This is a genomic window from Bradyrhizobium huanghuaihaiense (assembly GCF_007830635.1).
GTDB classification, from domain to species: domain Bacteria; phylum Pseudomonadota; class Alphaproteobacteria; order Rhizobiales; family Xanthobacteraceae; genus Bradyrhizobium; species Bradyrhizobium huanghuaihaiense.
In genome coordinates, this window is the sequence record NZ_VLLA01000007.1 from 85,058 (window position 1) to 108,443 (window position 23,386).

Consider the following 23,386-nt stretch of genomic DNA (forward strand, 5'->3'; position numbering starts at 1 on the left):
CAGAACTACATGAACTGGGTCATCGAGCAATTCCGTCCGTATCTCAAGGGGCGGATCGTTGAGGTCGGGTTTGGGCATGGGCTCTACAGCAGGGTGCTCGGGGAACTCGGCGATTATTGCGGGGTGGACCACGACCGCGACAGCGTCGAGCAGGCCAGTCGGGCGATGCCGGACCGCAGCTTCGCCGTCTGCGACATTTTGGCCGCGGAACAGCTCCGCACGCTGTTCCCCAACGGTGTCGATGCGGTCTTCACCGTCAACGTGCTCGAGCACATCGAGGACGATGCCAAGGCGGTCGCCAATCTGGTCGACGTGCTCAAGCCGGGCGGGCATCTCCTCATCAGCGTTCCGGCCCTCATGCTGCTCTACAACGATCTGGATCGCCTTGCCGGACACTTCCGGCGCTACAGCACCACGCGCCTGCGCGATATCCTGGCGGGGCAGCCTGTCGAGCTGGTCCGGCTCAGCTATTTCAATCCCATCGGTGGGTTGGGATGGCTCGCCAACCGTCTGAAACGCCACGAGTCCTTGAACGACGACGCCGTGAATGGACAGATCGCGCTGTTCGACAAGTATATGGTTCCGTTGTCGCGGGCGCTTGATCCCCTGTCTCGGAGCTTTTTCGGGCAATCCGTCACCTGCATCGCACGGCGCGTATGATTTCAGTCGTCATTCCAGCGCTGAACGAGCGTAATGGCATCGTTGACACGATCGCACGGGCGAAAGCGGTTCTCGACGGAGCTCAACTCACTCCTTACGAAATCATCGTCGTCGACGACGGATCGAACGACGGGACCGGTGCCTTGGCCGAGCAGGCCGGCGCAAAAGTCCTGAGGCACGCCCACAACATCGGCTACGGGCGCTCGCTCAAGGACGGCATTCGCATGGCGTCCTTCGAGACGATCGTCATCAGCGATGCCGACGGCTCCTATCCGATCGAGTCCATACCTGCGCTGATCGCACGCCTCAATGAGGGGTTCGACATGGTCGTCGGCGCGCGAACCGGCCCGAATTACAGGGAGTCGATGCTGAAGTCGCCGCTTCGTGCGGTGCTCAAGGTGATCGTCGAGTTCACCGCCAATCGCGAGATCCCCGACATCAATTCCGGCCTTCGCGCCTTCCGGCGCCAGGTTGCCATTTCTTTTTTCGACCACGTCAGCGATCTCTTCAGCTTCACCACTTCGCTGACCCTCGCGTACATGATGAACGCGAAATTCGTCGATTACATTCCCATCGACTATGCGGAGCGGATCGGGCGGTCCAAGGTCAATCTCTTCCGCGATTCCCTTCGCACGCTGCAATACGTCCTCGAAGCCTGCACTTACTACAACCCGCTGAAGATCTTCGTGCTGCTGGCGATGATGTGCATGCTGCTCGCCGTGATTTCGCTGGTCGGCGGGATCATTCTCCAGGTCGTCAGCGGTTTCGTCCTCGGGGTCGGAGCCATCCTCCTCAGTATTCTCGTCGTGGCGATGGGGCTGCTGGCGGTGCTTCTGAAGCAGATCATGAACCAACGACCATGACCATTGATCACGCCAAAGCGCGATGTGCGGCATAGCCGGAATCTTCCACCGCGACGGCCGCGCGGCTGACCGCGGCACGGTCGCAGCGATGTCTGCGGCGTTGATTCATCGCGGGCCGGATGGTGACGGTTCCTGGCTGGATCAGTCCGTCGGCTTCGCCCATCGTCGGCTCGCCATCCGGGATCTGTCGGACGCCGGGCACCAGCCGATGCTCGATGCGTCGGGCCGGATCGTCGTGACCTACAATGGCGAGATCTACAACGACGGCGAGCTGCGCCACGAGCTCGAGCGCTCCTTCGGCTTCCGGTTCCGCGGGCACTGCGATACGGAAATTCTCCCCTATGCCTATCTCGCCTGGGGAGAGGCGATGTTCGAACGGCTGGAGGGCTTTTTCGCCCTCGGCCTCTGGGACCGTCAGGAGCGTCGCCTGATCCTCGCGCGCGACGGCATCGGCATCAAGCCGCTCTATTACTTCGAGGACCGCAGCGATGTCGTGTTCGCGAGCGAGGCCAAGGGGATCCTGGCGAGCCGGCGCGTGGCCGCGCATATCGATCCCGCTGCTTTGCACACGTTCCTGGCCGCCGGGCACCCCGGAACGCGGCAGAGTCTTTTCCGCGACATCAGGCAAGTGCCGCCGGGCACGGTGATGAGCTTCACCGCCAGCGAACGGACCGAACGCCGCTTCTGGCGTCCCGTTCGTGCGCCAACGATCGACCGGTTGGATGACGCGGTCGACCGTCTGCGATCGACGATCCAGACGGTGGTCGAGAGCCAGATGGTGAGCGACGTGCCCCTCGGCGTGCTGCAAAGCGGAGGCGTCGACAGCTCGCTCGTCACGCTCACGCTGAAGCAGCTCGGATTGAAGCCGCCGTTGTTCACGGCAGGCTTTACCGAGAAGAGCCATGATGAATCCGCCGCAGCAAAGGACATCGCCGCGGCCGCCGGCCTGTCGGTCAGCGTGATCGACGGGGAAGGGGGGGAGGATGCCGAGACGGCCCTCCGCGCGATCGTCCATCATTTCGACGGGCAGTGCGCGGATACGGGTGCTCTCGGCTTCTATCGTCTCGCCGGTGCAGTCCGCCAGCACTGCAGCGTCGTTCTGTCTGGCGATGGCGGCGACGAGTTTTTCGCCGGGTATGAGACCTACGCAGCAACCGCCATGGCGGAGCCCTTGCGCCGCGTCGTGCCGCGCGGCGTTGCGGGCATGACCGGCCGGCTTGCCTATGCGGCCGTCCGCGGCAATGAGAGACGTCTTCCGGCGGCGGCGCAACTGGCCCGTTTTGCACTGGGTCTCAGCGAGGAGGGCGACAGCCCGCATTTGCAATGGCGGCGGCTGGTCCCTGGATTTGTTGCCGCGAAGATCTACGCGTCCGAGATGGCCGATGTCGCGGCGGCGGATCCGTTCGCGGAATATGCGGAATATTATGCGGAGCCGCACGACAAGGTGCTGGATCGGGCGCTGATCGCCGACCAGCGTTTTCACCTGCAAAGCGTGCTCACGAAGGTTGATGCGATGAGCATGGCGCATTCGCTCGAGGTGCGCGTTCCGATCCTTGACCGGCGGGTCATGGACCTCGCGGGCACGATCGATGTCGCCCTTCTCAACCCGTGGCCGAAAGGAGCTCCGAAATACGTGCTCCGCACGCTGGCCGAGCGCCTGGGAATGCCGAGGGAGGCCGCGTGGTCGCGCAAGCGCGGGTTTAACGTGCCCATCGCGCAGCTGATGAGGCGGGGTGGTCTGCAAGGGATCTGCGATCGCGTCTTCAACAAGGAGCCGGACGTTTTCGCGCCTTATCTCAAGCCGGATGCGATCCGGGCGCTGTGGAGCGACCATCTGGAGCGGCGCAGTGACAACGCCTTCGCATTATGGCCCATTCTGACGTTGGGGATATGGCTGATGGGGCTCGCGGCCCCCCGGCCGCGTTGAGCGAGCTGGACGCGCGCATGCCGGACCTGAAGGGACAGACGATCAGCGATTTCGGAGAGCAGTGGACTGCTTTCCGCGACAACCCCGGCTATTACGGGTCGGCGGATCTGCTCGCCGATCTGTTCGGTCCGCTGCTGACGCTCGACGATGTGAAGGGCGCGAGGGTCGCCGACATCGGAAGCGGCACCGGACGTATCGTCAACATGCTGCTCGATGCGGGCGCCGATCGCGTCGTTGCGGTCGAACCATCGGCTGCATTCGATGTCCTGAAGGCGAACACCACCGCCAACGCGGACCGCATCGAGTATCTCCAGGTGCCCGGCGATCAACTGCCGCCCGATCTTGGGCTCGACTACGTCGTCTCGATGGGCGTGTTGCACCATATCCCCGTGCCGGAGCCCGTCGTCCGCGCCGCGTTCGCGGCGCTGCGGCCGGGCGGACGCTGCATCGTGTGGCTCTACGGCGTTGAAGGGAACGAGACCTATTTGTCGATCGCAATCCCGCTGCGCAAGCTCACAGTGCGGATGCCGCACCGGATGCTGTGGCTCTGTCGCATCTGCTGGAGCTAGCCCTAACGGCCTATATCTGGCTCTGCCGGATTCTTCCGCTTCCGATGCGCAGCTACATGCGTTCCGTCCTGGCGAAATTTCCGCGCTCGGTTCGCCGCCTGACCATCTACGACCAGCTCAATCCCGCCTACGCGAAATACTATACGCGCGCCGAGGCCGAGGCGTTGTTGTCGGATGCGGGATTTGCGGATGTTCAACTCTATCACCGGCATGGCTATAGCTGGACGGTGTCCGGCACGCGCCCGGCGGCGTCGCCCGGTCAATCGGCGACTGAGAATATCAAGGGTGGGCATTGAAGATGAACGGAGCACGCGCCGGGCACGCCGGAGTTTTGCCCGCACGGCCAGGCTGGGCGAGTTCTGTCGCGTGGTTCTGGATCTGGGTCGGCGCGATCGGCGCCGTCTTGATGGTTCACCTCGCTTTCCTGGTGACCTGGCCTGATCATTTCATCCACGAGGACGGCGGTGCCTACGTCATTCAGGCGGAATCGATCCTGAAGGGGCAATATATCGAGGATGCGATCAAGCGGCCGTACGGCGTGGCCGTCTTCCTCGTGTTGCTTTCGAAGCTGTTCGGCCCGCATATCCTGGTCTTCGTCGTCGCCCAGCACTTGGCCAGCGTCGGCACGGCACTCCTCATCGCCGCGACCGTGCGCATGGCCGGCGCGCCCCGCTTCTTCGCGCTTTTGGCCTTTCTCTTCGCGGCGCTGCATGGCCGCATCATCCACTATGACAACACGGTTGGCGCCGAGACGATTACCAACTTCCTGGTCGCGCTTGCGGCCTTCATTGCCGCTGGAGCCGCCTTCAGGAAATGGCCTGTAGTCCTCGCTTCGGCGGCAGTGGGGCTGACGCTCGGGGCGGTGATGGTTTGCCGGTCGGCGGCGATCGGTCAGGCCGCCGTCATTCTGCTGTGGCTGCTCTCGATGCTGGATGCGGGAGTCTTGCGTCGGCTGGGTGCTGTTGCGCTGGCCACCGTCCTTGCTTCCGCGGTCTATTCCACCCCAGCGGCGATCAACGCAGTGATTGGAAAGACCGCCGTAGGCAGCGAGAGCGCTGCTGTGATGGCCTTCGTGGTCGGCTATTCCGGCGATTTCGATCACGGCGTTCATCTCGACCGGAAGGCGCAGGCGCGGCCGTTCGTCGAACAGATGCGGGCTGCGGACACTCCGAGCGGATGGGCCGACGGCGGTGAATATCAATGGCCCTTCGGGGCGGTGGGGCGGTTGAAGATGCCCGGTGACACCGACGCGGACCTCGGGAGGGTCGTGCGCGATATCTTCATCGAAACACTGACGACGCCATCAACGCTCTATCGACACCTCACGAAGCACTTCCTGCGGGAAATGTATTTCCTGCTGTTCGACGGGAACGCGGTGGCGCGACAGACCCCCAATCCGCAGGCCTACGAGTTTTTCGTCAAGCGGGATGCTTCTCCGTTCTTCGAAAGTCCGACCGGGCTCAAGCCCGGACAGCTGGTTCAGGACTACTATAAACCCTGGTGGCCGCTCTCGCGGCTGCTGCCGGGCGCCGATGGGGTTCAGCTCGGCCTGAGCCAGCTTATGGGGCGCGGCTACGCGCCGAATTCGGGGTTGGTCAAGTTCTGCTGCGGGTTGAAGGTCTCGACGGAATACGACGACCGTCCCGGACCGATCGTGTGGCTGTCAGGGGCGACACTCCTTCTCGCTCTTATCCTTCTAGTCGGCGTTCCCGCGGGCTATGCGGGGGGCGTCCGGCAGCTTCCCCGCGGCCTTGTTGCCGTCGGCGCATTGATGGTCCTGCTTGCGCTGGTCAGCGCCGCATTCCCCACCTTCCTCATCTACGGGCTCAATCGCTACGCGTATTACACCATTCCTTTCCTCGGCGGCGCGAGCGCCGTCCTGCTCTGGTTGTCTTTCGATCGGATTGTCGCCTATCGCAGCCGCTCGAAGCCGAGCACTCGCGTGACGGCGACGTAAGCGCCTCACACCACATCGTCCGGCGCCAGCGCGCAGCCATTGTCGGGATGCGTCTCCACCTGAAGCGTGGTGTGCCCGATGCGGAAGGACTCCTTCAGCATCCGCGCGGTCTCCATCAGGAACGCATCGCCGGCGCCACCTGGCATGACGAGGTGACACGTCAACGCCGTCTCGGTGGTCGAGATCGGCCAGACGTGGAGGTCGTGGATGGCAGAGACGCCGGGCCGCTCCAGCAGGAAGAGCTTGATCGCGGCAAGGTCCGTGCCCTTGGGGGCGGCCGCCATCGACATGTCGATCGAGCCGCGCAAGAGGCTGGTCGTGCTCCAGAGGATGGTGGCGCAGATGACGAGGCTGGTGACGGGATCGAGCCAGAGCCAGCCGGTCCAGATGATCAGCGCCGCCGAGACCACGACGCCGAGCGAGACGGCGGCATCCGCCGCCATGTGCAGGTACGCGCCTTCGATGTTGATGTCGTCCTTGCGGCCGCGTGCGAACAGCAAGGCGGTGAAACCGTTGATGAGGATGCCGATGCCGGCGACCACCATCACGGTGACGCCAGCGATCGGCTCGGGCTGGCGCAGGCGCAGAATTGCCTCCCAGCCGATCGCGCCGGTCGCAACCAGCAGCAACACCGCATTGGCCAGCGCTGCCAGGATGGTGGAGGCGCGCAGGCCGTAGGTGAAGCGGCCGCTCGGCGCGCGCTTTGCCGCAACCGATGCCCCCCAGGCCACGACCAGGCCCAGTACGTCGGACAGGTTGTGGCCGGCATCCGCGAGCAGGGCGGTGGAGTTGCCGATATAGCCATAGACGGCCTCGGCCACGACCAGCGCGGTATTGAGGGTAATGCCGATCGCGAACGCCCTGCCGAAGCTGGCGGGCGCATGGACATGTGCGTGGCCAAGACCATGATCGTGGTCGTGACCATGGCCGTGATCATGCGAATGGCCGGCATGGTCATGATGGTGATGGTCGTGGTTGCCCAAACCTAGCGCTCCCCGGAACCCGCCAAATCGGGCGCCATTCTAGGCGTTTCGTGCGCCCCGTCACGCCGGAACAGCACGTAGAGCGCCGGCAGCACCAGCAGCGTCAGCACGGTCGAGGAGATGATGCCGCCGATCACGACGGTTGCCAGCGGCCGCTGCACCTCGGCGCCGGCGCCGGTGGCGAGCGCCATCGGCACGAAACCAAGCGAGGCGACGAGGGCCGTCATCAGCACCGGGCGAAGGCGCGTCAGCGCGCCCTCGCGCACTGCCTCCGCAATGGGCCGCCCCTCGCTGCGCAGCCGCTCGATGAAGGCGATGATGACGAGGCCGTTGAGCACGGCGACGCCCGAGAGCGCAATGAAGCCGACGCCGGCGCTGATCGACAGCGGAATCCCGCGCAGCAGCAGCGCCGCGACGCCGCCGGTCAGCGCCAGCGGTACGCCCGAGAACACCAGTGCCGCATCCGCCGCCGATCCCATGCCCATGAACAGCAGCAGGAACACCAGCAGCAGCGCCACCGGCACCACGATCGTCAGCCGCTTGGTTGCGGAGACCAGCTGCTCGAACTGTCCGCCCCAGCCGATCCAGTAACCCGGCGGCAGCTTGACCTTCTCGGCAACGGCGGCTTGAGTTTCGGCGACGAAGGAGCGCAGGTCGCGCCCGCGAACGTTCGCCATCACCACGACGCGGCGCTTGCCGTTTTCGCGGCTGATCTGGTTGGGACCCGGTGCGATCTCGATCGCCGCAACGGACGAGAGCGGCACGTAACGCGGCGTCGTCCCCGAGGTCCCCGGCCAGGCGGTTTTCGTGACGGAAGCGATGTCCTCGCCCGGCGGCAGCGGGATCGGCAGCGACTTGATCGTATCGGGATTGGCACGCAGGCTTTCCGGCAGCCGCACCACGATGTCGAAGCGCCTGTCGCCCTCGAACAGCTTGCCGACCGGCTTGCCGCCGATCGCGATCTCGACGAGGTTCTGCACCTCGCTGAGGCTGAGGCCATAGCGCGACAGCGCCTGGCGGTCGAGCTTGACGGTGAGGATCGGCAGGCCCGCGATCTGCTCGGTCTTGACGTCGGCGGCACCCTCGATGCCGCGAACGACGCCGTTGACCTGCTGAGCGATGCCGGCGAGCACGTCGAGATCATCGCCGAAGATCTTGACGCCGACGTCGCTGCGAATGCCGGCGATGAGCTCGTTGAAGCGCATCTGGATCGGCTGGGTCATGCCATAGGCGGTGCCGGGCAGGGTGTTGGCGGCGCGTTCGACCTCCTCGATCACCTCATTCTTCGGCTTGGCGGGATCGGGCCATTCCTCGCGCGGCTTCAGCGTGACATAGGTGTCGGCGACATTCGGCGGCATCGGGTCGTTCGCGATCTCGGCGGTGCCGATCTTGGAGAAGATGGTCGCGACCTCCGGCACCTGCTTGACCGCCTTCTCCAGCCGAAGCTGCATGTCGACGCTCTGGGTCAGGCTGGTGCCGGGAATCCGGATGGTCTCGATGGTGATGTCGCCTTCGTCGAGGCTCGGGATGAACTCGCCGCCCATGCGTGTCGCGGCGAAGATGCTGCCGGCGACGATCAGCACGGCACCGAACGCGACGCTGCCACGATAATGGATGGCGCGGTCGAGCAGGGGTAGATAGAGCCGCTTGGCGGCCCGCATGAAGACGTTTTCCGTCTCCGAGACCTTGCCGGTGACGGCAATCGCGACCGCGGCTGGCACGAAAGTGACCGACAGCAGCGCCGCGCCGGCGAGCGCCATCAGCACCGTCAGCGCCATCGGCGTGAACATCTTGCCCTCGGTCCCGGTCAGGGTAAGGACCGGAAGATAGACCACGGCGATGATCAGCGTGCCGAACAGGCTCGGCTTGATCACCTCGCTGGCACCAGCGCGGATGGTCTGGAGCCGTTCGTCCAGGGTCAGCAGCCGGCCGCGCCGGTGCTGCTCGACTGCGAGCAGCCGCAGGCAATTCTCGACGATGATGACGGCGCCGTCGACGATGATGCCGAAATCGATCGCGCCGAGACTCATCAGATTGGCGCTGACCTTGCTCTCGACCATGCCCGTGATCGTGAACAGCATCGACAGCGGGATGACGCAGGCCGTGATTAGAGCAGCGCGGAAGTTGCCGAGGATCAGGAACAGCACCGCGATCACCAGCGCCGCGCCCTCGACGAGGTTCTTCTCGACGGTCTGGATGGTTGCTTCCACCAGATGCGTGCGGTCGTAGACGGCGCGCGCGATCACGCCGTCGGGGAGCGATTTCGCGACCTCCGTGAGTCTCGCCTTCACGCGCTGGGCCACGGTACGGCTGTTCTCGCCGATCAGCAGCATGGCGGTGCCGAGGACGGTCTCACCGCCGTTCGTGGTCGCAGCGCCACTGCGCAGGTCCTGGCCTTCCTGGACCTCGGCGACGTCGCGGATGCGCACCGGCACGCCGCCGCGCGAGCCGATCACGATGTCCCTGATGTCCTCGATATTGGCGACCTGGCCGGGCGCGCGGACGAGATATTGCTCGCCGTTGCGCTCGATATAGCCGGCGCCGACATTGGCATTGTTGGCGGCCAGCGCCGTCATGATGTCACGGAAGCCGAGCTTGTAGGCCATCAGCCGGCCTGGGATCGGCAGCACGTGGAATTGCCGCTCATAGCCGCCGATCGAGTTGACTTCGACCACGCCGGGAATGGTGCGGAGCTGCGGCTTGATGATCCAGTCCTGGATGGTGCGCAGCTCCGTCGGCGTGAACTCGGCACCAGCAGGCGATTTCGCGCCGGCCTTGGCCTCGACCGAGTAGACATAGATCTCGCCGAGCCCGGTCGAGATCGGCCCCATCGCGACCTCGGTGCCGGCAGGCAACTGGTCCTTCGCCTGCTGGATGCGCTCGTTGACGAGCTGGCGCGCGAAATAGATGTCGGTGCCGTCCTGGAATACGACGGTGACCTGGCTCAGGCCGTAGCGCGAAATCGAGCGCGTATAGTCGAGCCTGGGCAGGCCACCCATCGCAGTCTCGAGCGGAAAGGTGATGCGCTGCTCGGCCTCGAGCGGCGACAGGCCCGGCGCGCGCGTGTTGATCTGGACCTGGACGTTGGTGACGTCGGGGACGGCATCGATCGGCAGGCGCGTGAAATTCCAGGCGCCGAGGGCACCGGCCGCGAGGGCGAGCAGGACCACGAGCCAGCGCTGGCGGACCGAGAAGGCGAGCAGGGCGTCAATCATGATCGGCGTCTCCCTTGCCCATCTCCGCCTTGACCACAAAGCTGTTCTCGGCGACGTAGCGCTCGCCGGCCGACAGGCCCGCGCGGATCTCCACGAATTTCGGATCGGAATCGCCAAGCTCCACCGGGCGCGCTTCGATCTTGTCGCCGTCCTCGCGGACGAACACGATGGTCTTGTTCTCCAGCGTCTGGATCGCGCTTCGGCGCACGGCGACCGCGACGTTGCGGGCGGCGAGGATCAGCCGCGCCGTGACGAACAGGCCGGGGCGAAGGCGGCCCTCGGGGTTTGGCAGCACCACGCGCGCGAGCGCGGTCTGGGTCTCGCTCGAGCCGATCGGCGCCATGTAGGAGATCGTGCCCTTGATCTCGCCGCGGCCATCGTCGGGATCGATCAGCACCTCGTCGTTGATGTGGACGCGCTTCAGGTCCTGCCGGTAGATCGACAGATCGACCCAGATGCTGGAGAGGTCGGCAACGACGAAGGCTGGCTTCTGCTCGGAGGCGTATTCGCCGAGCGAGATCTGCCGTTCGATGATGGTGCCGGCGATCGGCGCCTTCAGCTCGTAGACGGTGAGGCTCTGGTTGCTCTCGATCGCGGCGAGAAGATCGTCCTTGCCGACCTTATCGCCGATCCGCTTCTGGATCGATTTTGCAATGCCGGGAAAGCGCGGCGTGACCTGAACCACCGCCTCCTGGTTGGCGCGCAGGATGCCGTTGAACGATAGCGTGTCGGTCAGCGTGGCGCCCGCGGCTTCCGCCAAGGTCACGCCCGCGGCCGCCAGCTTGACGTCGGAGATGCGGATGCGGTCGGCGCCGTGCTCGTCCTGCTCGACATGGTCGTTCGGTTTCTTCGGTTCGGAATGCTCGGCATGTTCCGTCGAGGCAACCTTGGCCGGCACGAGCACGGAATAGCCGTAGGCGCCGAGGGCGGCCGCAATGACGGCAACGAGGATGGTGGAGGATGTCTTCATCGCGCGCTCTCCCGGGCAAGCGCAAAGGGATTGCCGACGAGACCTTCAATGGTCGCAACGCCAGCGTGGAAATTCTGCTGCGCTTCCTGCTCGCGCAGTCGCGCCTGCGTGACGCTCGCCTGCGCATCGAGCACTTCGAGCAGGGTGAAGCGGCCCTGGCCGTAGCCTTGCGAGATCGCCTCGGACGCTTCGACGGCCTTGGGAATCGCGGTCTCGCGCAGCACCGCGAGCTCGCGCAGCGAGCCCTGCACCGAGTCATAGGCGCGGCCGGCAATCACGATCAGCGTGTTTCGGTTGGCCTCGCGCTCGGCTTTTGTCTTGGCGAGGCTCTCCTGCGCGGAGAGGATGTTGCCCTGGTTCTGGTCGAACACGGGGATCGGCACCGAAACGGTGAGGCGCACCGCGTCGTCATTGCTCTCGTTGAAGTGACGCCAGCCGGCCGCGATCCGCACGTCCGGATAGGGTTTGAGCCGCGCGATCAGCAGCTCGGCGTTGCGCTGAGCATAGACCGCGGTCCAGCGCACCAGCTGCGGATTGGCGTCGATGGCGGCAACCACCGACTGGAACGTCGGCGGACGTCCCGTGGTGTCGAGCCGGCCGGAGACCTCGCCGAATTTCGCCCCGGGATCGCCCATCAGCACCGCAAGCTCGCGCCGGGCGCTCGCCAGCGTCGCCTTGAGGCGCTCGCGGTCGGCCTTCACCAGCGCGGAGGCGACCTCGGCGCGGCCGGTCTCGGCCGGCGAGGAGGCGCCGGCCTCGACGCGGCGGCGCAGCAGCGGCGTCAGCCGGTCGATCGCGTCGATCTGCTCGTCGAGGATCTGAATCCGCCGCTGCGCGCCGAGCACGCTGAGGAAGGCGATGGCGGTCTCCGACAGCACTTCCAGCCTGACGGCCTTGCGCTGGATCGCGGCGACCTCGATGCCGGCCTGGCCGGCGGCGATCCTGGCGTCGCGCTTGCCGAACAGCTCGAAGGCCTGGCTGATCTGGAGCGTGGTCTCGGCCGATTTGGTGCCGCGATAGATGCCGGAGCCGAACGAGTTGTCCTGCTCGTAGGACAGTTCCGGATTGAGCAGCGCGCCGGCCTGGATGCGCTGGCCGGTGGCGATGCCGACATCACGCTCCGCCGCCGTCAGGCGCGGGCTCGCGGCCAGCGCGCGCGAGAGCGCCGCGCGCATGGTCAGCGTTTGGGCGTATGACGTCAGCGCCAGGGGCGGGCTGATGAGAATAGCCAGCGCGCACGCGATGCGCGCGGCCGTTCGTCTGCGAAACATGAAAAAGACCCGTGAAGGAGAACCGATGGGCGCGCGTAGCGCCCGGCTGATCCGTTCAGGTCAGGTGTTTTGGAGGCGGGGAATCGGTATCGGGCGCGATGCCGGCGAGCGCCGGCTGCCGCTGTTGGACCGGCGGGGCCATCACATCGATTGTGGCGTCCGACTGCATCGGCTGTAGGACAGCGACGGAGAAGCAGCCGTGGCAGTGATGGCCGGCAAACGCCTTGTGGTCGCCATGGCCGGCCGCGCCCTCGTCGAGGATCGAGGCGATCTCCGAGCCGCCGGAGGGGCTGGTCACATCGATGTCGTGGGCGCCATGGAGCGCGCCCGAGAGCAGATACAGGACCGCGACGACCACAGCCACGAGCCCGCGCCAGTTGCGCGTGGAGCTCAGTCTGAAGGGCCGGCGGTTCGGGAGCACGAATTCACTCTTGCTGTCGGTCCGGCTGGCCTAGCATGGCAGCGGGAACAGTGTCGACCCGCAATAGTGTTACGTGTGGGGAACTCAACGTCGCAGCCGAGTCTTCGTGCGACTGCGACCGGCTCGCAACATGTGCGAGCTCATTCGGCGGCCTCCTGAATTTGCTTCGGCGCGACAACCGCGTCGCCCGAACGCAGCCCGAAACCCTTCACCAGGGCGAAGATGGCGGGGATCACGATCAGCGTCAGCAGCGTCGACGAGATCATGCCGCCGATCATGGGCACGGCGATACGCTGCATGATCTCCGATCCCGTTCCGCTGCTCCACATGATCGGCAGCAGGCCGGCCATGATCGCAACCACCGTCATCATCTTCGGGCGGACGCGTTCGACGGCGCCTTCCATGATGGCCTCATTGAGATCGGCGCGGGTCAGGGCGCGGCCTGCATGCGCGCAGCGCGCCTTGGTCTCGGCGAGGGCCTGGTTGAGATAGATCAGCATCACCACGCCGGTTTCGGCCGCCACGCCCGCGAGCGCGATGAAGCCGACGGCGACCGCGACCGACAGGTTGAAGCCGAGCCACCACATCAGCCACAGTCCGCCGACGAGCGCGAAGGGCAGCGACAGCATCACGATCATGGTCTCGGTGATCGAGCGGAAGTTGAGATAGAGCAGCAGGAAGATGATCAGCAGCGTCACCGGCACCACGATCTTCAGCCGCGCCGTGGCGCGTTCCAGATATTCGTATTGTCCGCTCCAGACCACGTAATAGCCGGGCGGGAACGGGACGCTCGCCTGCACGGCGGCCCGCGCGTCGGCGACATAGCCGCCGAGGTCACGGTCGCGGATGTCGACATAGATATAGGTGGCAAGCTGTCCGTTCTCGGTCCGGATCGAGGTCGGCCCGCGCGCCGGCGTGACGCTGGCGACCTCGCCGAGCGGGACGGCGCCGCCGCCCGGCATCGGCACCAGGATGTCGCTGGCGATCGCCTTCGGATTGTCGCGCAGGTCGCGCGGGTAGCGCATGTTGACGGTGAAGCGCTGCCGGCCCTCGACCGTCGTCGTCACGGTCTGGCCGCCGAGCGCGGTGGCGATCGTGTCCTGCACGTCCTGCACCGCGATGCCGTAGCGCGACAGCGCCTCGCGGTCCGGCGTGATCTCGAGATAGTAGCCGCCGAGGCTCCGCTCGGCGTAGGCCGAGGACGTGCCCGGCACGGCCTTGAGCACCTGCTCGATCTGCCGGGCCAGCCTGTCGATCCCGACGAGGTCGGTGCCGATGACCTTGATGCCCACGGGCGTGCGGATGCCGGTCGAGAGCATGTCGATGCGCGCCTTGATCGGCATGGTCCAGGCGTTGGAGACGCCGGGAAATTGCAGCGCCTTGTCCATCTCGGCGATCAGGCTGTCGATCGTCACCCCAGCGCGCCATTGCTCCTTCGGCTTGAGGTCGACGATGGTCTCGAACATCTCCGACGGTGCCGGATCGGTCGCGGTGGCGGCGCGGCCGGCCTTGCCGTAGACCGAGGCGACTTCCGGAAACGAGCGGATGATCCGGTCCTGGGTCTGCATCAGCTCGGCCGCCTTGGTCACGGAAATACCGGGCAGCGTCGTCGGCATGTAGAGCAGGGTGCCTTCGTTGAGGTTCGGCATGAACTCGGAGCCGAGCCGGCCGGCCGGCCAGACCGAGGCGGCGAGCACGCCGAGCGCGAGCAGGATCACCGGGATCCGCGCCCGCAGCACGCCTGAGATCACCGGCCGGTAGATCCAGATCAGGAAGCGGTTGATCGGGTTCCTGTGCTCCGGGATGATCCGGCCGCGAACGAAGATCACCATCAGCGCCGGCACCAGCGTCACCGACAGCAAAGCCGCCGCCGCCATCGCAAAGGTCTTGGTGAAGGCGAGCGGGCTGAACAGCCGTCCCTCCTGCGATTCCAGCGTGAAGATCGGCATGAACGAGACGGTGATGATCAGGAGGCTGAAGAACAGGGCGGGGCCGACTTCCGCCGCGGCCTCGATCAGGATCGTTACCCGCGATTGGCCGGGTTCGGCGCGCTCGAGATGCTTGTGCGCGTTCTCGATCATGACGATGGCGGCGTCGATCATGGCGCCGATCGCGATCGCGATGCCGCCGAGGCTCATGATGTTGGAGCCGATTCCGAGCAGCTTCATCGCCCCGAAGGCCATGAGAACGCCGACCGGGAGCATCAGGATGGCGACCAGCGCGCTGCGGACATGCAGCAGGAACACGATGCAGACCAGCGCCACCACGATGCTCTCCTCGAGCAGCGTGTGCCGGAGCGTGTCGATCGCGGCCTTGATGAGGTTGGAGCGGTCGTAGACCGGGACGATCTCGACTGATTTCGGCAGGCTGGTCGCGATCTCCCTGAACCGCTTCTTGACGCTCTCGATCACGTCGAGCGCGTTCATGCCGAAGCGCTGCAGCACGATGCCGCTCGCCACCTCGCCCTCGCCGTTGAGCTCGGCGATGCCGCGCCGCTCGTCCGGCCCGAGCTCGACGCGGGCGACGTCGCGCAGCTTGACCGGCGTTCCGTTGCTCGTCTTCAGCACGATGTTGCCGAGGTCGTTGATGGACTTGATGTAGCCCTTTCCACGGATCACGTACTCGAACTCGGAGAGCTCGACGGTCCGCCCGCCCACGTCGGCGTTGCTGGCGCGGATCGCGTCCCGCATCTTCTGCATGGTGATGCCGAGGTCGCGCATCCGCTGCGGATCGAGGATCACGTTGTACTGCTTGACGAAGCCGCCGACGCTCGCCACCTCGGCGACGCCTTCGGCCTTGGCCAACGCGAACTTCAGATTCCAATCCTGGATCGTACGCGTGTCGGCGAGATTCAATTCCTTCGACATGACGGCGTACTGGTAGACCCAGCCGACACCTGTCGCGTCCGGACCGATGGTCGGCGTTACCCCGGCGGGAATGCGCGAGGTCGCGGCGTTGAGGAATTCGAGCACGCGCGAGCGCGCCCAGTAGATGTCCGTGCCGTCCTCGAAGATGACGTAGACGAAGGAGACGCCGAAGAACGAAAAACCGCGCACGACCTTCGATTTCGGCACCGTCAGCATCGCGGTGGTGAGCGGGTAGGTCACCTGGTCCTCGATGACCTGCGGTGCCTGGCCGGGATACTCCGTGTAGACGATGACCTGGGTGTCGGAGAGGTCCGGAATGGCGTCGAGCGGCAGATGGACAAGCGCGTAGACGCCGGCCGCCGCGGCGAAACCGGCGCCGAACAGCACCAGCAGCAGATTGCGGGCCGACCAGGCGATCAGGCGGGCGATCATTGCTGGGCTCCTTCGGCAAAGCCCTTGAGCGCCGCCTTCAGGTTGCTCTCCGCGTCGATCAGGAAGTTGGCGGACACGACGACGGGCTCGCCATCGGCGACACCCTGCCTGACCTCCACGTATCCCGAGCCGCGATGGCCGGTCTTGACCTCCCGCGGCTCGAACCGGCCCTGTCCTTTGTCGACGAAGACGGCCTGCCGACTGCCGGTATCCATCACCGCGCTCTCTGGGACGGTCAGGACCGGCTCGCCCGTCCCGGTGTCGATCTCGGCGTCGACGTACATGTCGTGCAGCAGCGCGAGGTCTGGGTTCGGCAATTCGACGCGGATGCGCGCGGTTCGGGTTTCCTTGTTGATCTCGGGATAGATCACTTCGACCTTCCCCGAGAATTCGCGGCCCGGAAAACTCCGGGCCCGCACGGTAGCCCACTGACCTTTGGAGATCATGCCCAGATCGCGTTCCGCTACGTCGATCAACGCCCACATCACCGAGTGATCCGCGATCCGGAACAGCACGCCGCCCGGCTGCACGCGCATTCCCTCGATCGCGCTACGCTCCAGGACGATGCCATCGCGTGGCGCAGTCCACTCGACGGAGGTCGGCACGTTCCGGCTTTTCTCGATCGCCGCTATGGCGGCTTCCGGTACGTCGAGGTTGATCAGTCGCTGACGGGAGCCGCGGCCGTAGGCCTGGTCACCGCCCGTCGTCTTGGACGTGATGGTGGCGAGATATTCGGCGGCTGCCGTCGCGACGGCGGGGCTGTAGATCTCCATCAAAGGCTGCCCCTTCACGACGTGGGAGCCGGTCGTCACGTTGGCGACTTTCAGGATGAAGCTTTCGGACCGCATCGAGATGACGGAGACTCGCCGCTCGTCGAGTTGAATGACGCCGGGGGCACGGACCTTCGTGCGGATCGTGCGGAGCGCTGCGGGCTCGGACCTGACGCCCGTACGCTGGATCCTGCCCGGAGATAGCCGGACGGAACCGTCGTCGCTATCGTCGCCTTCGTAGACAGGGATGTAGTCCATCCCCATCGAGTCCTTCTTCGGCACCGGCGAGGTGTCCGGCAGGCCCATCGGGTTGCGGTAATATTTGATCTTGCGATCGCCCTTATGCTCGGCCTTGGGCTCAGTCTTGGGCTCGGCCGCCGTCATCTCCGCGGGCTGCTCGGGCTCGTCGAAGCTGATGTCCGCGCCCGCGGGGATCGCACGATAGTCGCGGCCGTCCTTGGTCTTCTTCGGGGTCAGCGAATAGAGCGGCTTGCCATCCGGGTCCTGGTAATAAATCGGGGCAGCCGTATCCGCAGCGTTTGCCGCGGATACGATGGAGCTGTCACTCGGCTGCTGTCGCAGCAGCCCCGCGAACGGCATGATACCTGCCGTGGCGAGGATCGCAGCGGCAGCGCCGATGAGGAGGCGGCGGGTCATTTCTCGGCCGTGACGACGAGCTTGTTCTCGACCGTTCCGGTTTCGCCTTGCACCTTGGCGCCGAGCGAGAGCTGCCAGCGCCCGGCCATGCCGAAGGTCGCCTTGAACCGATAGGTGCCGGGTTCGGTGCCCGGCATCGCGGTGACCTTGGTGGCCATCTCCTGCATGCCGTCGGGCGCCATGTCGAGCCGGCTGGCGAAGATCACTGCGTCGGGCACCGTCTTGCCGGTGCTCTTGTCGACCAGCCGCACCGTCACGACGCGATCGGCGCCGGCCTTGACGGTCGGCTGCACGAGCTGGAATTCGTAGTTCTTGATCTCGGCGCGCGCGGCAGTCGCGAGAGTAGAGGCGATCAGCGCGGCCACGGCGGCACGCGCGAAGTTGGACGTTGTCATGATTTCAATTCCTCGATGGGTCTGATGGAGCCGCGCGCAGCGACGTGTTGCGAGACGGCAGGCAGCGATGCACGCCGCTTCCGGCGCGCATGTTCACCAGGCGCCTGGGCGCCTGTCAGACGATCGATCGAGGTGGGTGATCCGGAGGTGGGCGGGTGAGGCCGTCGACGAGGGCATCATCGAGCGGCCGAAGCAGCGCGAGAGGACGGGCATAGCGGATTGCTGTCGCGATCGCAGGTCCCGCCTGCAACACCTTCAGCACGCACATCGCGAGGAGCGGACAGTCCTGGCATTGCTTGCTGTTCTGCTCGTCGGGGCAGCACGGCATGTCGGCCGACATGTCCTGCGCGTCGGTCATCTGCATGTCGCTCGCCATCAGAGGTTCCGCCGCTGCTGGTGTCACCAGCGGCGCAACCATCAGCCCCGCGGTCACGAGGACCGCGAGCACAAGCCTGAGGATGCGACGAGCAATCATGGTGCGACACTCTCACGCGGGGGAGGCGCTGGAAAGTCCTCCGGTTCACAAATGCGCGAGCTAGGCGTCCTGTGGTTAAATTGTCTCAAACGAGTCAATCGATGGCTTCCTTGCCAACAAAACGCATGAACGGCGTCCGACCAGCCAGTCCAAACAGCACGACAGTATAAGGCTGGGGGTCCCCACCTTCCATTCCCGGCGACCCTATGGGCATGCCGGGCACAGCGAGCCCCGTAGCCTTCGGGCGTTCGGCCAGCAACCGCTGCACCGCCGACGCCGGGACGTGTCCCTCAATGAGGTAGCCGCTCACCTCTGCCGTATGGCACGCCGCTAGATCGGGTGGGACGCCCAGGCGCCTCCGCACGCTCGGGAGGTCAGAAGCATCCTCCGCTTCGACGGTGAACCCTGCGTCGCGCAAGTGTTGTACCCAACCAGAGCAACAGCCGCAGTTCGGATCCTTGTGAACCTTGATCACCGGTTCAGCAGCAAAAGCGGGGCGCGTCACCACTCCGAGTGTTGCACCAGCGATCAACCCCAGAAAGGATCGTCGCTCAAAACGGTCTGCGTCCTTTTTGACGCCTGCATGGACGCTTGGAATCATCAAACGTGTCTCCCGTCGCAGTGAATTCGAACGCGAGGGATCGCCACCGTACTATTGCGCGATCCCACGCCGGACAAAGCGAATATAAGCCGCTCAAAGAACTAGTGGGACTTGGGTCCTCCCTCATAGCGCCAGCCGGATGCACCGACGGGCGAACGCGGAGCTCAGGTCGCGTTGCGAGATACCTCCGCTAGATTGTGTGGCTTGCCTGGCCTCGCTCGGCCAATAGCTCCTGTCGGAAATGGTAGAGCCTGCCTGAGCGCTGGCGGAAAGGGCCACCAGAAGCGTGATTGCGAGAACGGTTTTCGTCAACATAGTTCCGGCTCCATCATTTTTCTGAAACGCATTCATTGCGCTTCTACTGAGGAGTTCGGAGCCGTCCGTCCGGCGGTTACAAGCTCACGCCGACGTGAGATCTGCTACCAGCGCAGCAGCCGCGGCCCCAATATCGCGCCTGCGAGCGTACACAGCACAATTGTGCCGCCATACCAGAGCGCGACAAAGGGCAGCGAGTCGTCGGTACAGTGAAGCGCATAGGCGACTGCACTGATCCCGCCTGCGACAAGCCCGCTGAAGGCGCCTGTGTGAACCAGATTGGTTGGGGCCGCCCTTCGCACTGCCCAAATAACGACGGCAAAGGGGACGACCGCAATGACCGGAATGGAAACGAGGCATTCGAGCCAGTCATTCCCCATCACCATCTTGTCCCAATGGGAGCTGGGCGCCTGTCCCAGGCTGACGCCGGCAAGCAGCAGGATCGCCAAAAATGGCAGCGCGGCGAGACCTGAGGAGACTCTTCGCTCCCCTCCGGGACGTGCCAGCCGCGCCAGATAGACAGATGCCGCGCCCACCGTGCCGATCGCGAACAGGAGCTTCAGGAACAGGAAAATCACGGCGCGAGGCGTGGCCAGGTCCGCGCGGAGGCCAAGCGCAACGAGCGTCACACCTATCGCAACGGCAGTTCCTACCGCGAGCGCAATGCCTACGCTGCGGTTGACCAGCCGCCGGTTGACCGGTTCGACGTTCATGCTGAGCGCAGTGATCAGTTCGTCCGTCTTCATGTTTGCGTCCTCTGTGCGATCAACGCCGCCAACGCCTTCAACCCGCGATGAATATTGACCTTCACCCCAGATTCCGAAATACGGCAGCGCCGTGCCGCTTCAGCTACGCTCAATCCGTCCAGTTTCACGGCCTCGATGGCGCATCGCATCTTTTCGGGCAGGTGCATTAGCAGGCGCCTGACATCAAAGCTGCTCTCTGCGCCAAGGTGATCGTCATTCGCCGTGACTTCATGGGCTTCGTCGATCGGCACGTCGGCGACGGATGCCCGGTTCCGGCGCAAAAAATCGATCAGCTTGTAGCGCGCGATCGCGTGTACCCAGGGCGTTAACGGCTCCTCCTGATCGTAGGTGTGTCGCTGGAGATGGATCGCCAGCACGGCCTCCTGAACCAGATCCTCGGCTTCCGTTGGCCCTCGGCCTATTTTCGCGAGCTTGCCCTTGTAATAGGCGCGCAAATGGCGGCTTAACCGCTCCAACAGCACCCGATGCGCAGCCGCATCGCCGTCCTGGCTGGCAAGCATCAGTGCCTTGAGCTCTTTTTCTGGAGACGTCATACCCACTTGGCTCTTAGTTCGGTCGTATTGCTGATCCGGTTACAGTCAGTTCGAAAGATTCTCATTTTCCGGCTTCAAGGGAAACACGGTGCGAAGGGGCCGATCGAGGGGGGGCGCAACGCGGGTCGGATGGCTTCGCTCGAAGGGCTAGAGGCCCAGGCAAGTGTGGAACATGCCTAGAGTCGTCACCCGGTGCGGGCGGATGGTAAGATGGCACGCGGAGAGGAGCCTGGAATGCCCGAAAAGTCTTGCTGCTCACACGACGCGTGCTGCGGGGAAGCCGTTAAACCCCGAGTGGAGAAGGTCGCCACGTCAGGCTGCGCCGACTGCTGCTCGGCAGGCGTTCCGGTCTTCGACGGGCTCGATCCACGATACAAGCGCGTGCTGTGGACCGTCATCGCCATCAATGCAACGATGTTCGTGAGCGAAATGGCGGCGGGCCACTTGGCCGGCTCGCAGGCTCTCAAGGCCGACGCCCTCGACTTCCTGGCCGATACAATCACCTACGGCCTAAGCCTTTCGGTGATCGGTGCGAGCATCAGGACGCGCGCAACCGCCGCGCTGTTCAAGGGGCTGTCGCTGAGCGCCATGGCCGCCTGGGTGTTCGGGTCGACGGTCTACCAGACCCTCGTCCTGGGGCTGCCCCGCGCAGAGCTGATGGGCGCGATGAGCCTGGCCGCACTGGCGGCTAACCTGACCTCGGTTCTCCTGCTCGCGCGCTACAAGGACGGTGACGCCAACGTGCGCTCGGTATGGCTCTGCTCGCGCAATGACGCCATTGGCAACGTCATCGTGATGGTTGCTGCCGTTGGCGTGTTCGGCACCGCGACGGCTTGGCCCGATCTGGCTGTCGCCGCGGTGATGGCAGGAATCTTCCTCACCTCATCGCTGCAAATCCTGCGGCAAGCGTGGGCGGAGTATCGCGGCGGGCAAGCTGCTGCGACGGCCTGAGGCCGGACGGACGAACAGGTGAGCCGCGACGGAATTTGAATTCAGCGCAAGCTACGCCTTCTCCTCCCAGATCATCGCAAGGTGGACGATGGTCTGCACCGCCTTCTCCATGTCCTGCCGGCTGACCCATTCGAGGCGCGAGTGGAAGGCGTGCTCGCCGGCGAAGATGTTGGGGCAGGGCAGGCCCATGAAGGACAGGCGCGAGCCGTCGGTGCCGCCGCGGATGGCGGTTCGCATCGGCCGCAGGCCTGCCCGGCGGATCGCCTCGATCGCGTATTCGAGGACGTGCGGGTGACGGTCGATCACCTGCTTCATGTTGCGGTACTGCTCCCTGATCTCGAGCGTGTAGGTCGAGCGCGGATAGTCCTTCATCACGTCCTTGACGATGCCCTCGAGCAGGTCCTCTTTCTCCTTCAGCCCTTCCTCGGTGAAGTCGCGGACAATGAAGGAGAGGCTCGCCTGCTCCAGCGCGCCGTCGATGCTGATCGGATGCAGGAAGCCCTGCTTGCCCGACGTCGTCTCCGGCGAGCAGCCCTCCTTCGGCAGCCGCTCGACGATGGCGGCCGCGATCTTGATCGCGTGCTCCATCTTGCCCTTGGCGTAGCCGGGATGGGCGCTGACGCCGTTGATGGTGATGGTGGCACCATCAGCCGAGAAGGTCTCGTCCTCGACGGAGCCCGCGCTCTCGCCGTCCATGGTGTAGCCGAAATCGGCACCGAGCTTGTTCAGGTCGACGTTGTCGACGCCGCGGCCGATCTCCTCGTCCGGCGTGAACAGGATCTTGATGGTGCCGTGCTTCACATCGGGATTGTTGATGAAGAAATGCGCGGCATCCATGATCTCGGCGACGCCGGCCTTGTTGTCGGCGCCGAGCAGCGTGGTGCCGTCCGTGGTGATGATGTCGTTGCCGATCTGATTCTTCAGCGCCGGGTGCTCGGTGAAGCGGATCACCTGGCTGGTGTCGCCCGGCAGCACGATATCGCCGCCGCGATAGTTCTTCACCATTTGCGGCTTGACGTCCTTGCCGGTGACGTCGGGCGAGGTGTCCATGTGCGAGCAGAAGCAGATCACCGGCACCTTCTTGTCGGTGTTGGCCGGGATGGTGCCGTAGACATAGCCGTAATCGTCGAGATGGGCGTCAGCGACGCCCATGGCCTTCAGCTCGGCGGCGAGCACGCGGCCGAGATTCTTCTGCTTCTCGGTCGAGGGCGAGTGAGGGGAATCGGGATCGGACTGGGTGTCGATGGTGACGTAGCGCAGGAAGCGCTCGGTCACGGTGTGCGAAAAGGTGAGGGAGGACATTTCTGGTCAAACCGCCGGGTCTTTGGGGGATGCAGGCGGTATATCAGAAAAGCGGGCCGTGATGCGGCCAGGAACGACATCCGATCAGGCTTAACGAATGGTAGCCTTAAATCGCCTCTTTGAGTTCCTTCACCGGGCGGAACGCGACCTTCTTGCTGGCCTTGATGTGGATGGCTTCGCCGGTGGCGGGATTGCGGCCGGTGCGGGCGGCACGCTTGCGGACCTGGAGGATGCCGAGGCCGACGATGCGGACCCGGTCGCCCTTCTTCAGGTGCTTGGTGATCAGATCGACCATGTCGGTCAGGACGGCCTCGGCGTGCTTCTTGGACAGGTCCTGGCTCTCCGCGATATCGGCGGCGAGGTGCTTCAGCGTGATGGTGGCAGGAGCGGCTGCCTTCTTCGCCGAATCCTTCTTAGCCATGTCTGGCCTCCTCGATTCTTGCCGGTGGCTGGGAGACCGCCCCCGGACCCCGCAGGTTCCCGGA

Annotated in this window: 21 protein-coding genes; 7 read left to right on the forward strand and 14 right to left on the reverse strand. The window is 64.9% G+C overall.

Annotated features, from left to right (window positions below):
- Window positions 1-9: 9 nt before the first annotated feature.
- From IQ16_RS16595 to IQ16_RS16620, 6 genes are read left to right on the forward strand one after another with little or no spacing between them, the layout of a single operon-like run.
- Window positions 10-660, forward strand: coding sequence for a class I SAM-dependent methyltransferase (locus IQ16_RS16595; RefSeq protein WP_018642415.1), 651 nt, complete (start codon window positions 10-12; stop codon window positions 658-660).
- Window positions 657-1,523, forward strand: a complete 867-nt coding sequence (locus IQ16_RS16600) for a glycosyltransferase family 2 protein (protein WP_018642414.1) — start codon at window positions 657-659, stop codon at window positions 1,521-1,523. The genes IQ16_RS16595 and IQ16_RS16600 overlap by 4 nt, the downstream gene beginning before the upstream one ends.
- A gap of 22 nt (window positions 1,524-1,545) precedes the next feature.
- Window positions 1,546-3,450, forward strand: a complete 1,905-nt coding sequence (gene asnB / locus IQ16_RS16605; RefSeq protein ID WP_018642413.1) for an asparagine synthase (glutamine-hydrolyzing) — start codon at window positions 1,546-1,548, stop codon at window positions 3,448-3,450.
- A gap of 17 nt (window positions 3,451-3,467) precedes the next feature.
- A complete protein-coding gene (locus IQ16_RS16610) occupies window positions 3,468-4,019 on the forward strand; it encodes a class I SAM-dependent methyltransferase (RefSeq protein ID WP_158646936.1) in 552 nt (183 codons plus the stop codon).
- A 56-nt stretch (window positions 4,020-4,075) separates the two neighbouring features.
- Window positions 4,076-4,315 carry a hypothetical protein gene (locus IQ16_RS16615; RefSeq protein WP_145831617.1) on the forward strand — a complete coding sequence of 80 codons (240 nt, stop codon included), beginning with the start codon at window positions 4,076-4,078 and terminating at the stop codon, window positions 4,313-4,315.
- A gap of 2 nt (window positions 4,316-4,317) precedes the next feature.
- Window positions 4,318-5,976, forward strand: coding sequence for a hypothetical protein (locus IQ16_RS16620; RefSeq protein ID WP_035666074.1), 1,659 nt, complete (start codon window positions 4,318-4,320; stop codon window positions 5,974-5,976).
- 5 nt (window positions 5,977-5,981) lie between these two features.
- Here the strand turns inward: IQ16_RS16620 and IQ16_RS16625 are convergent, their stop codons facing one another.
- The 12 genes from IQ16_RS16625 to IQ16_RS16685 all read right to left on the reverse strand — a co-directional run bounded on the left by IQ16_RS16625 (window position 5,982) and on the right by IQ16_RS16685 (window position 20,648).
- Window positions 5,982-6,959, reverse strand: a complete 978-nt coding sequence (locus IQ16_RS16625; RefSeq protein WP_026311898.1) for a cation diffusion facilitator family transporter — start codon at window positions 6,957-6,959, stop codon at window positions 5,982-5,984.
- A gap of 2 nt (window positions 6,960-6,961) precedes the next feature.
- A complete protein-coding gene (gene ihpC, locus IQ16_RS16635; RefSeq protein WP_018642408.1) occupies window positions 6,962-10,174 on the reverse strand; it encodes a divalent metal ion exporter subunit IhpC in 3,213 nt (1,070 codons plus the stop codon).
- Window positions 10,167-11,144, reverse strand: coding sequence for a divalent metal ion exporter adaptor subunit IhpB (gene ihpB, locus IQ16_RS16640; protein ID WP_018642407.1), 978 nt, complete (start codon window positions 11,142-11,144; stop codon window positions 10,167-10,169). The genes ihpC and ihpB overlap by 8 nt, the downstream gene beginning before the upstream one ends.
- Entirely contained in the window at window positions 11,141-12,415 is a 1,275-nt protein-coding gene (ihpA, locus tag IQ16_RS16645) for a divalent metal ion exporter subunit IhpA (RefSeq protein WP_018642406.1), read from the reverse strand. The genes ihpB and ihpA overlap by 4 nt, the downstream gene beginning before the upstream one ends.
- Window positions 12,416-12,470: 55 nt before the next feature.
- A complete protein-coding gene (locus IQ16_RS16650; protein ID WP_018642405.1) occupies window positions 12,471-12,836 on the reverse strand; it encodes a hypothetical protein in 366 nt (121 codons plus the stop codon).
- A gap of 140 nt (window positions 12,837-12,976) precedes the next feature.
- Entirely contained in the window at window positions 12,977-16,135 is a 3,159-nt protein-coding gene (locus IQ16_RS16655) for an efflux RND transporter permease subunit (RefSeq protein WP_018642404.1), read from the reverse strand.
- Entirely contained in the window at window positions 16,132-17,562 is a 1,431-nt protein-coding gene (locus tag IQ16_RS16660; RefSeq protein ID WP_018642403.1) for an efflux RND transporter periplasmic adaptor subunit, read from the reverse strand. Before IQ16_RS16660 ends, IQ16_RS16655 begins: the two co-directional genes overlap by 4 nt.
- The gene (locus IQ16_RS16665; protein WP_018642402.1) at window positions 17,559-17,957 is read right to left on the reverse strand and encodes a FixH family protein; all 399 of its coding nucleotides are present in this window, start codon (window positions 17,955-17,957) and stop codon (window positions 17,559-17,561) included. The genes IQ16_RS16660 and IQ16_RS16665 overlap by 4 nt, the downstream gene beginning before the upstream one ends.
- 115 nt (window positions 17,958-18,072) lie before the next feature.
- Window positions 18,073-18,432: a hypothetical protein gene (locus IQ16_RS16670; protein ID WP_018642401.1), complete on the reverse strand. Its 360-nt coding sequence runs from the start codon at window positions 18,430-18,432 to the stop codon at window positions 18,073-18,075.
- A gap of 94 nt (window positions 18,433-18,526) precedes the next feature.
- Window positions 18,527-19,033, reverse strand: coding sequence for a DUF411 domain-containing protein (locus IQ16_RS16675; protein WP_051122957.1), 507 nt, complete (start codon window positions 19,031-19,033; stop codon window positions 18,527-18,529).
- 419 nt (window positions 19,034-19,452) lie between these two features.
- The gene (locus tag IQ16_RS16680) at window positions 19,453-20,094 is read right to left on the reverse strand and encodes a DUF1109 domain-containing protein (RefSeq protein WP_018642399.1); all 642 of its coding nucleotides are present in this window, start codon (window positions 20,092-20,094) and stop codon (window positions 19,453-19,455) included.
- Window positions 20,091-20,648 carry a sigma-70 family RNA polymerase sigma factor gene (locus IQ16_RS16685; protein WP_026311896.1) on the reverse strand — a complete coding sequence of 186 codons (558 nt, stop codon included), beginning with the start codon at window positions 20,646-20,648 and terminating at the stop codon, window positions 20,091-20,093. Before IQ16_RS16685 ends, IQ16_RS16680 begins: the two co-directional genes overlap by 4 nt.
- Window positions 20,649-20,882: 234 nt before the next feature.
- On the opposite strand from IQ16_RS16685, the gene IQ16_RS16690 reads away from it, so the two are divergent.
- Window positions 20,883-21,599 carry a cation efflux transmembrane domain-containing protein gene (locus IQ16_RS16690; RefSeq protein ID WP_018642397.1) on the forward strand — a complete coding sequence of 239 codons (717 nt, stop codon included), beginning with the start codon at window positions 20,883-20,885 and terminating at the stop codon, window positions 21,597-21,599.
- A 51-nt stretch (window positions 21,600-21,650) separates the two neighbouring features.
- On the opposite strand, the gene pepT is transcribed toward IQ16_RS16690, so the two are convergent.
- Entirely contained in the window at window positions 21,651-22,901 is a 1,251-nt protein-coding gene (gene pepT / locus IQ16_RS16695; RefSeq protein WP_018642396.1) for a peptidase T, read from the reverse strand.
- 106 nt (window positions 22,902-23,007) lie between these two features.
- Window positions 23,008-23,322 carry an HU family DNA-binding protein gene (locus IQ16_RS16700; protein WP_018642395.1) on the reverse strand — a complete coding sequence of 105 codons (315 nt, stop codon included), beginning with the start codon at window positions 23,320-23,322 and terminating at the stop codon, window positions 23,008-23,010.
- Window positions 23,323-23,386 lie beyond the last annotated feature (64 nt).

What these genes read in the sequence shown, in the direction of transcription:
- IQ16_RS16595 (WP_018642415.1), top strand. Translation starts at nt 10, where the DNA reads ATGAACTGGGTCATCGAGCAATTCCGTCCGTATCTCAAGGGGCGGATC.
- IQ16_RS16600 (WP_018642414.1), top strand. Translation starts at nt 657, where the DNA reads ATGATTTCAGTCGTCATTCCAGCGCTGAACGAGCGTAATGGCATCGTT.
- asnB (WP_018642413.1), top strand. Translation starts at nt 1,546, where the DNA reads ATGTGCGGCATAGCCGGAATCTTCCACCGCGACGGCCGCGCGGCTGAC.
- IQ16_RS16610 (WP_158646936.1), top strand. Translation starts at nt 3,468, where the DNA reads ATGCCGGACCTGAAGGGACAGACGATCAGCGATTTCGGAGAGCAGTGG.
- IQ16_RS16615 (WP_145831617.1), top strand. Translation starts at nt 4,076, where the DNA reads ATGCGTTCCGTCCTGGCGAAATTTCCGCGCTCGGTTCGCCGCCTGACC.
- IQ16_RS16620 (WP_035666074.1), top strand. Translation starts at nt 4,318, where the DNA reads ATGAACGGAGCACGCGCCGGGCACGCCGGAGTTTTGCCCGCACGGCCA.
- ihpC (WP_018642408.1), bottom strand. Translation starts at nt 10,174, where the DNA reads ATGATTGACGCCCTGCTCGCCTTCTCGGTCCGCCAGCGCTGGCTCGTG.
- ihpB (WP_018642407.1), bottom strand. Translation starts at nt 11,144, where the DNA reads ATGAAGACATCCTCCACCATCCTCGTTGCCGTCATTGCGGCCGCCCTC.
- ihpA (WP_018642406.1), bottom strand. Translation starts at nt 12,415, where the DNA reads ATGTTTCGCAGACGAACGGCCGCGCGCATCGCGTGCGCGCTGGCTATT.
- IQ16_RS16655 (WP_018642404.1), bottom strand. Translation starts at nt 16,135, where the DNA reads ATGATCGCCCGCCTGATCGCCTGGTCGGCCCGCAATCTGCTGCTGGTG.
- IQ16_RS16660 (WP_018642403.1), bottom strand. Translation starts at nt 17,562, where the DNA reads ATGACCCGCCGCCTCCTCATCGGCGCTGCCGCTGCGATCCTCGCCACG.
- IQ16_RS16665 (WP_018642402.1), bottom strand. Translation starts at nt 17,957, where the DNA reads ATGACAACGTCCAACTTCGCGCGTGCCGCCGTGGCCGCGCTGATCGCC.
- IQ16_RS16670 (WP_018642401.1), bottom strand. Translation starts at nt 18,432, where the DNA reads ATGATTGCTCGTCGCATCCTCAGGCTTGTGCTCGCGGTCCTCGTGACC.
- IQ16_RS16675 (WP_051122957.1), bottom strand. Translation starts at nt 19,033, where the DNA reads ATGATTCCAAGCGTCCATGCAGGCGTCAAAAAGGACGCAGACCGTTTT.
- IQ16_RS16680 (WP_018642399.1), bottom strand. Translation starts at nt 20,094, where the DNA reads ATGAAGACGGACGAACTGATCACTGCGCTCAGCATGAACGTCGAACCG.
- IQ16_RS16685 (WP_026311896.1), bottom strand. Translation starts at nt 20,648, where the DNA reads ATGACGTCTCCAGAAAAAGAGCTCAAGGCACTGATGCTTGCCAGCCAG.
- IQ16_RS16690 (WP_018642397.1), top strand. Translation starts at nt 20,883, where the DNA reads ATGCCCGAAAAGTCTTGCTGCTCACACGACGCGTGCTGCGGGGAAGCC.
- pepT (WP_018642396.1), bottom strand. Translation starts at nt 22,901, where the DNA reads ATGTCCTCCCTCACCTTTTCGCACACCGTGACCGAGCGCTTCCTGCGC.
- IQ16_RS16700 (WP_018642395.1), bottom strand. Translation starts at nt 23,322, where the DNA reads ATGGCTAAGAAGGATTCGGCGAAGAAGGCAGCCGCTCCTGCCACCATC.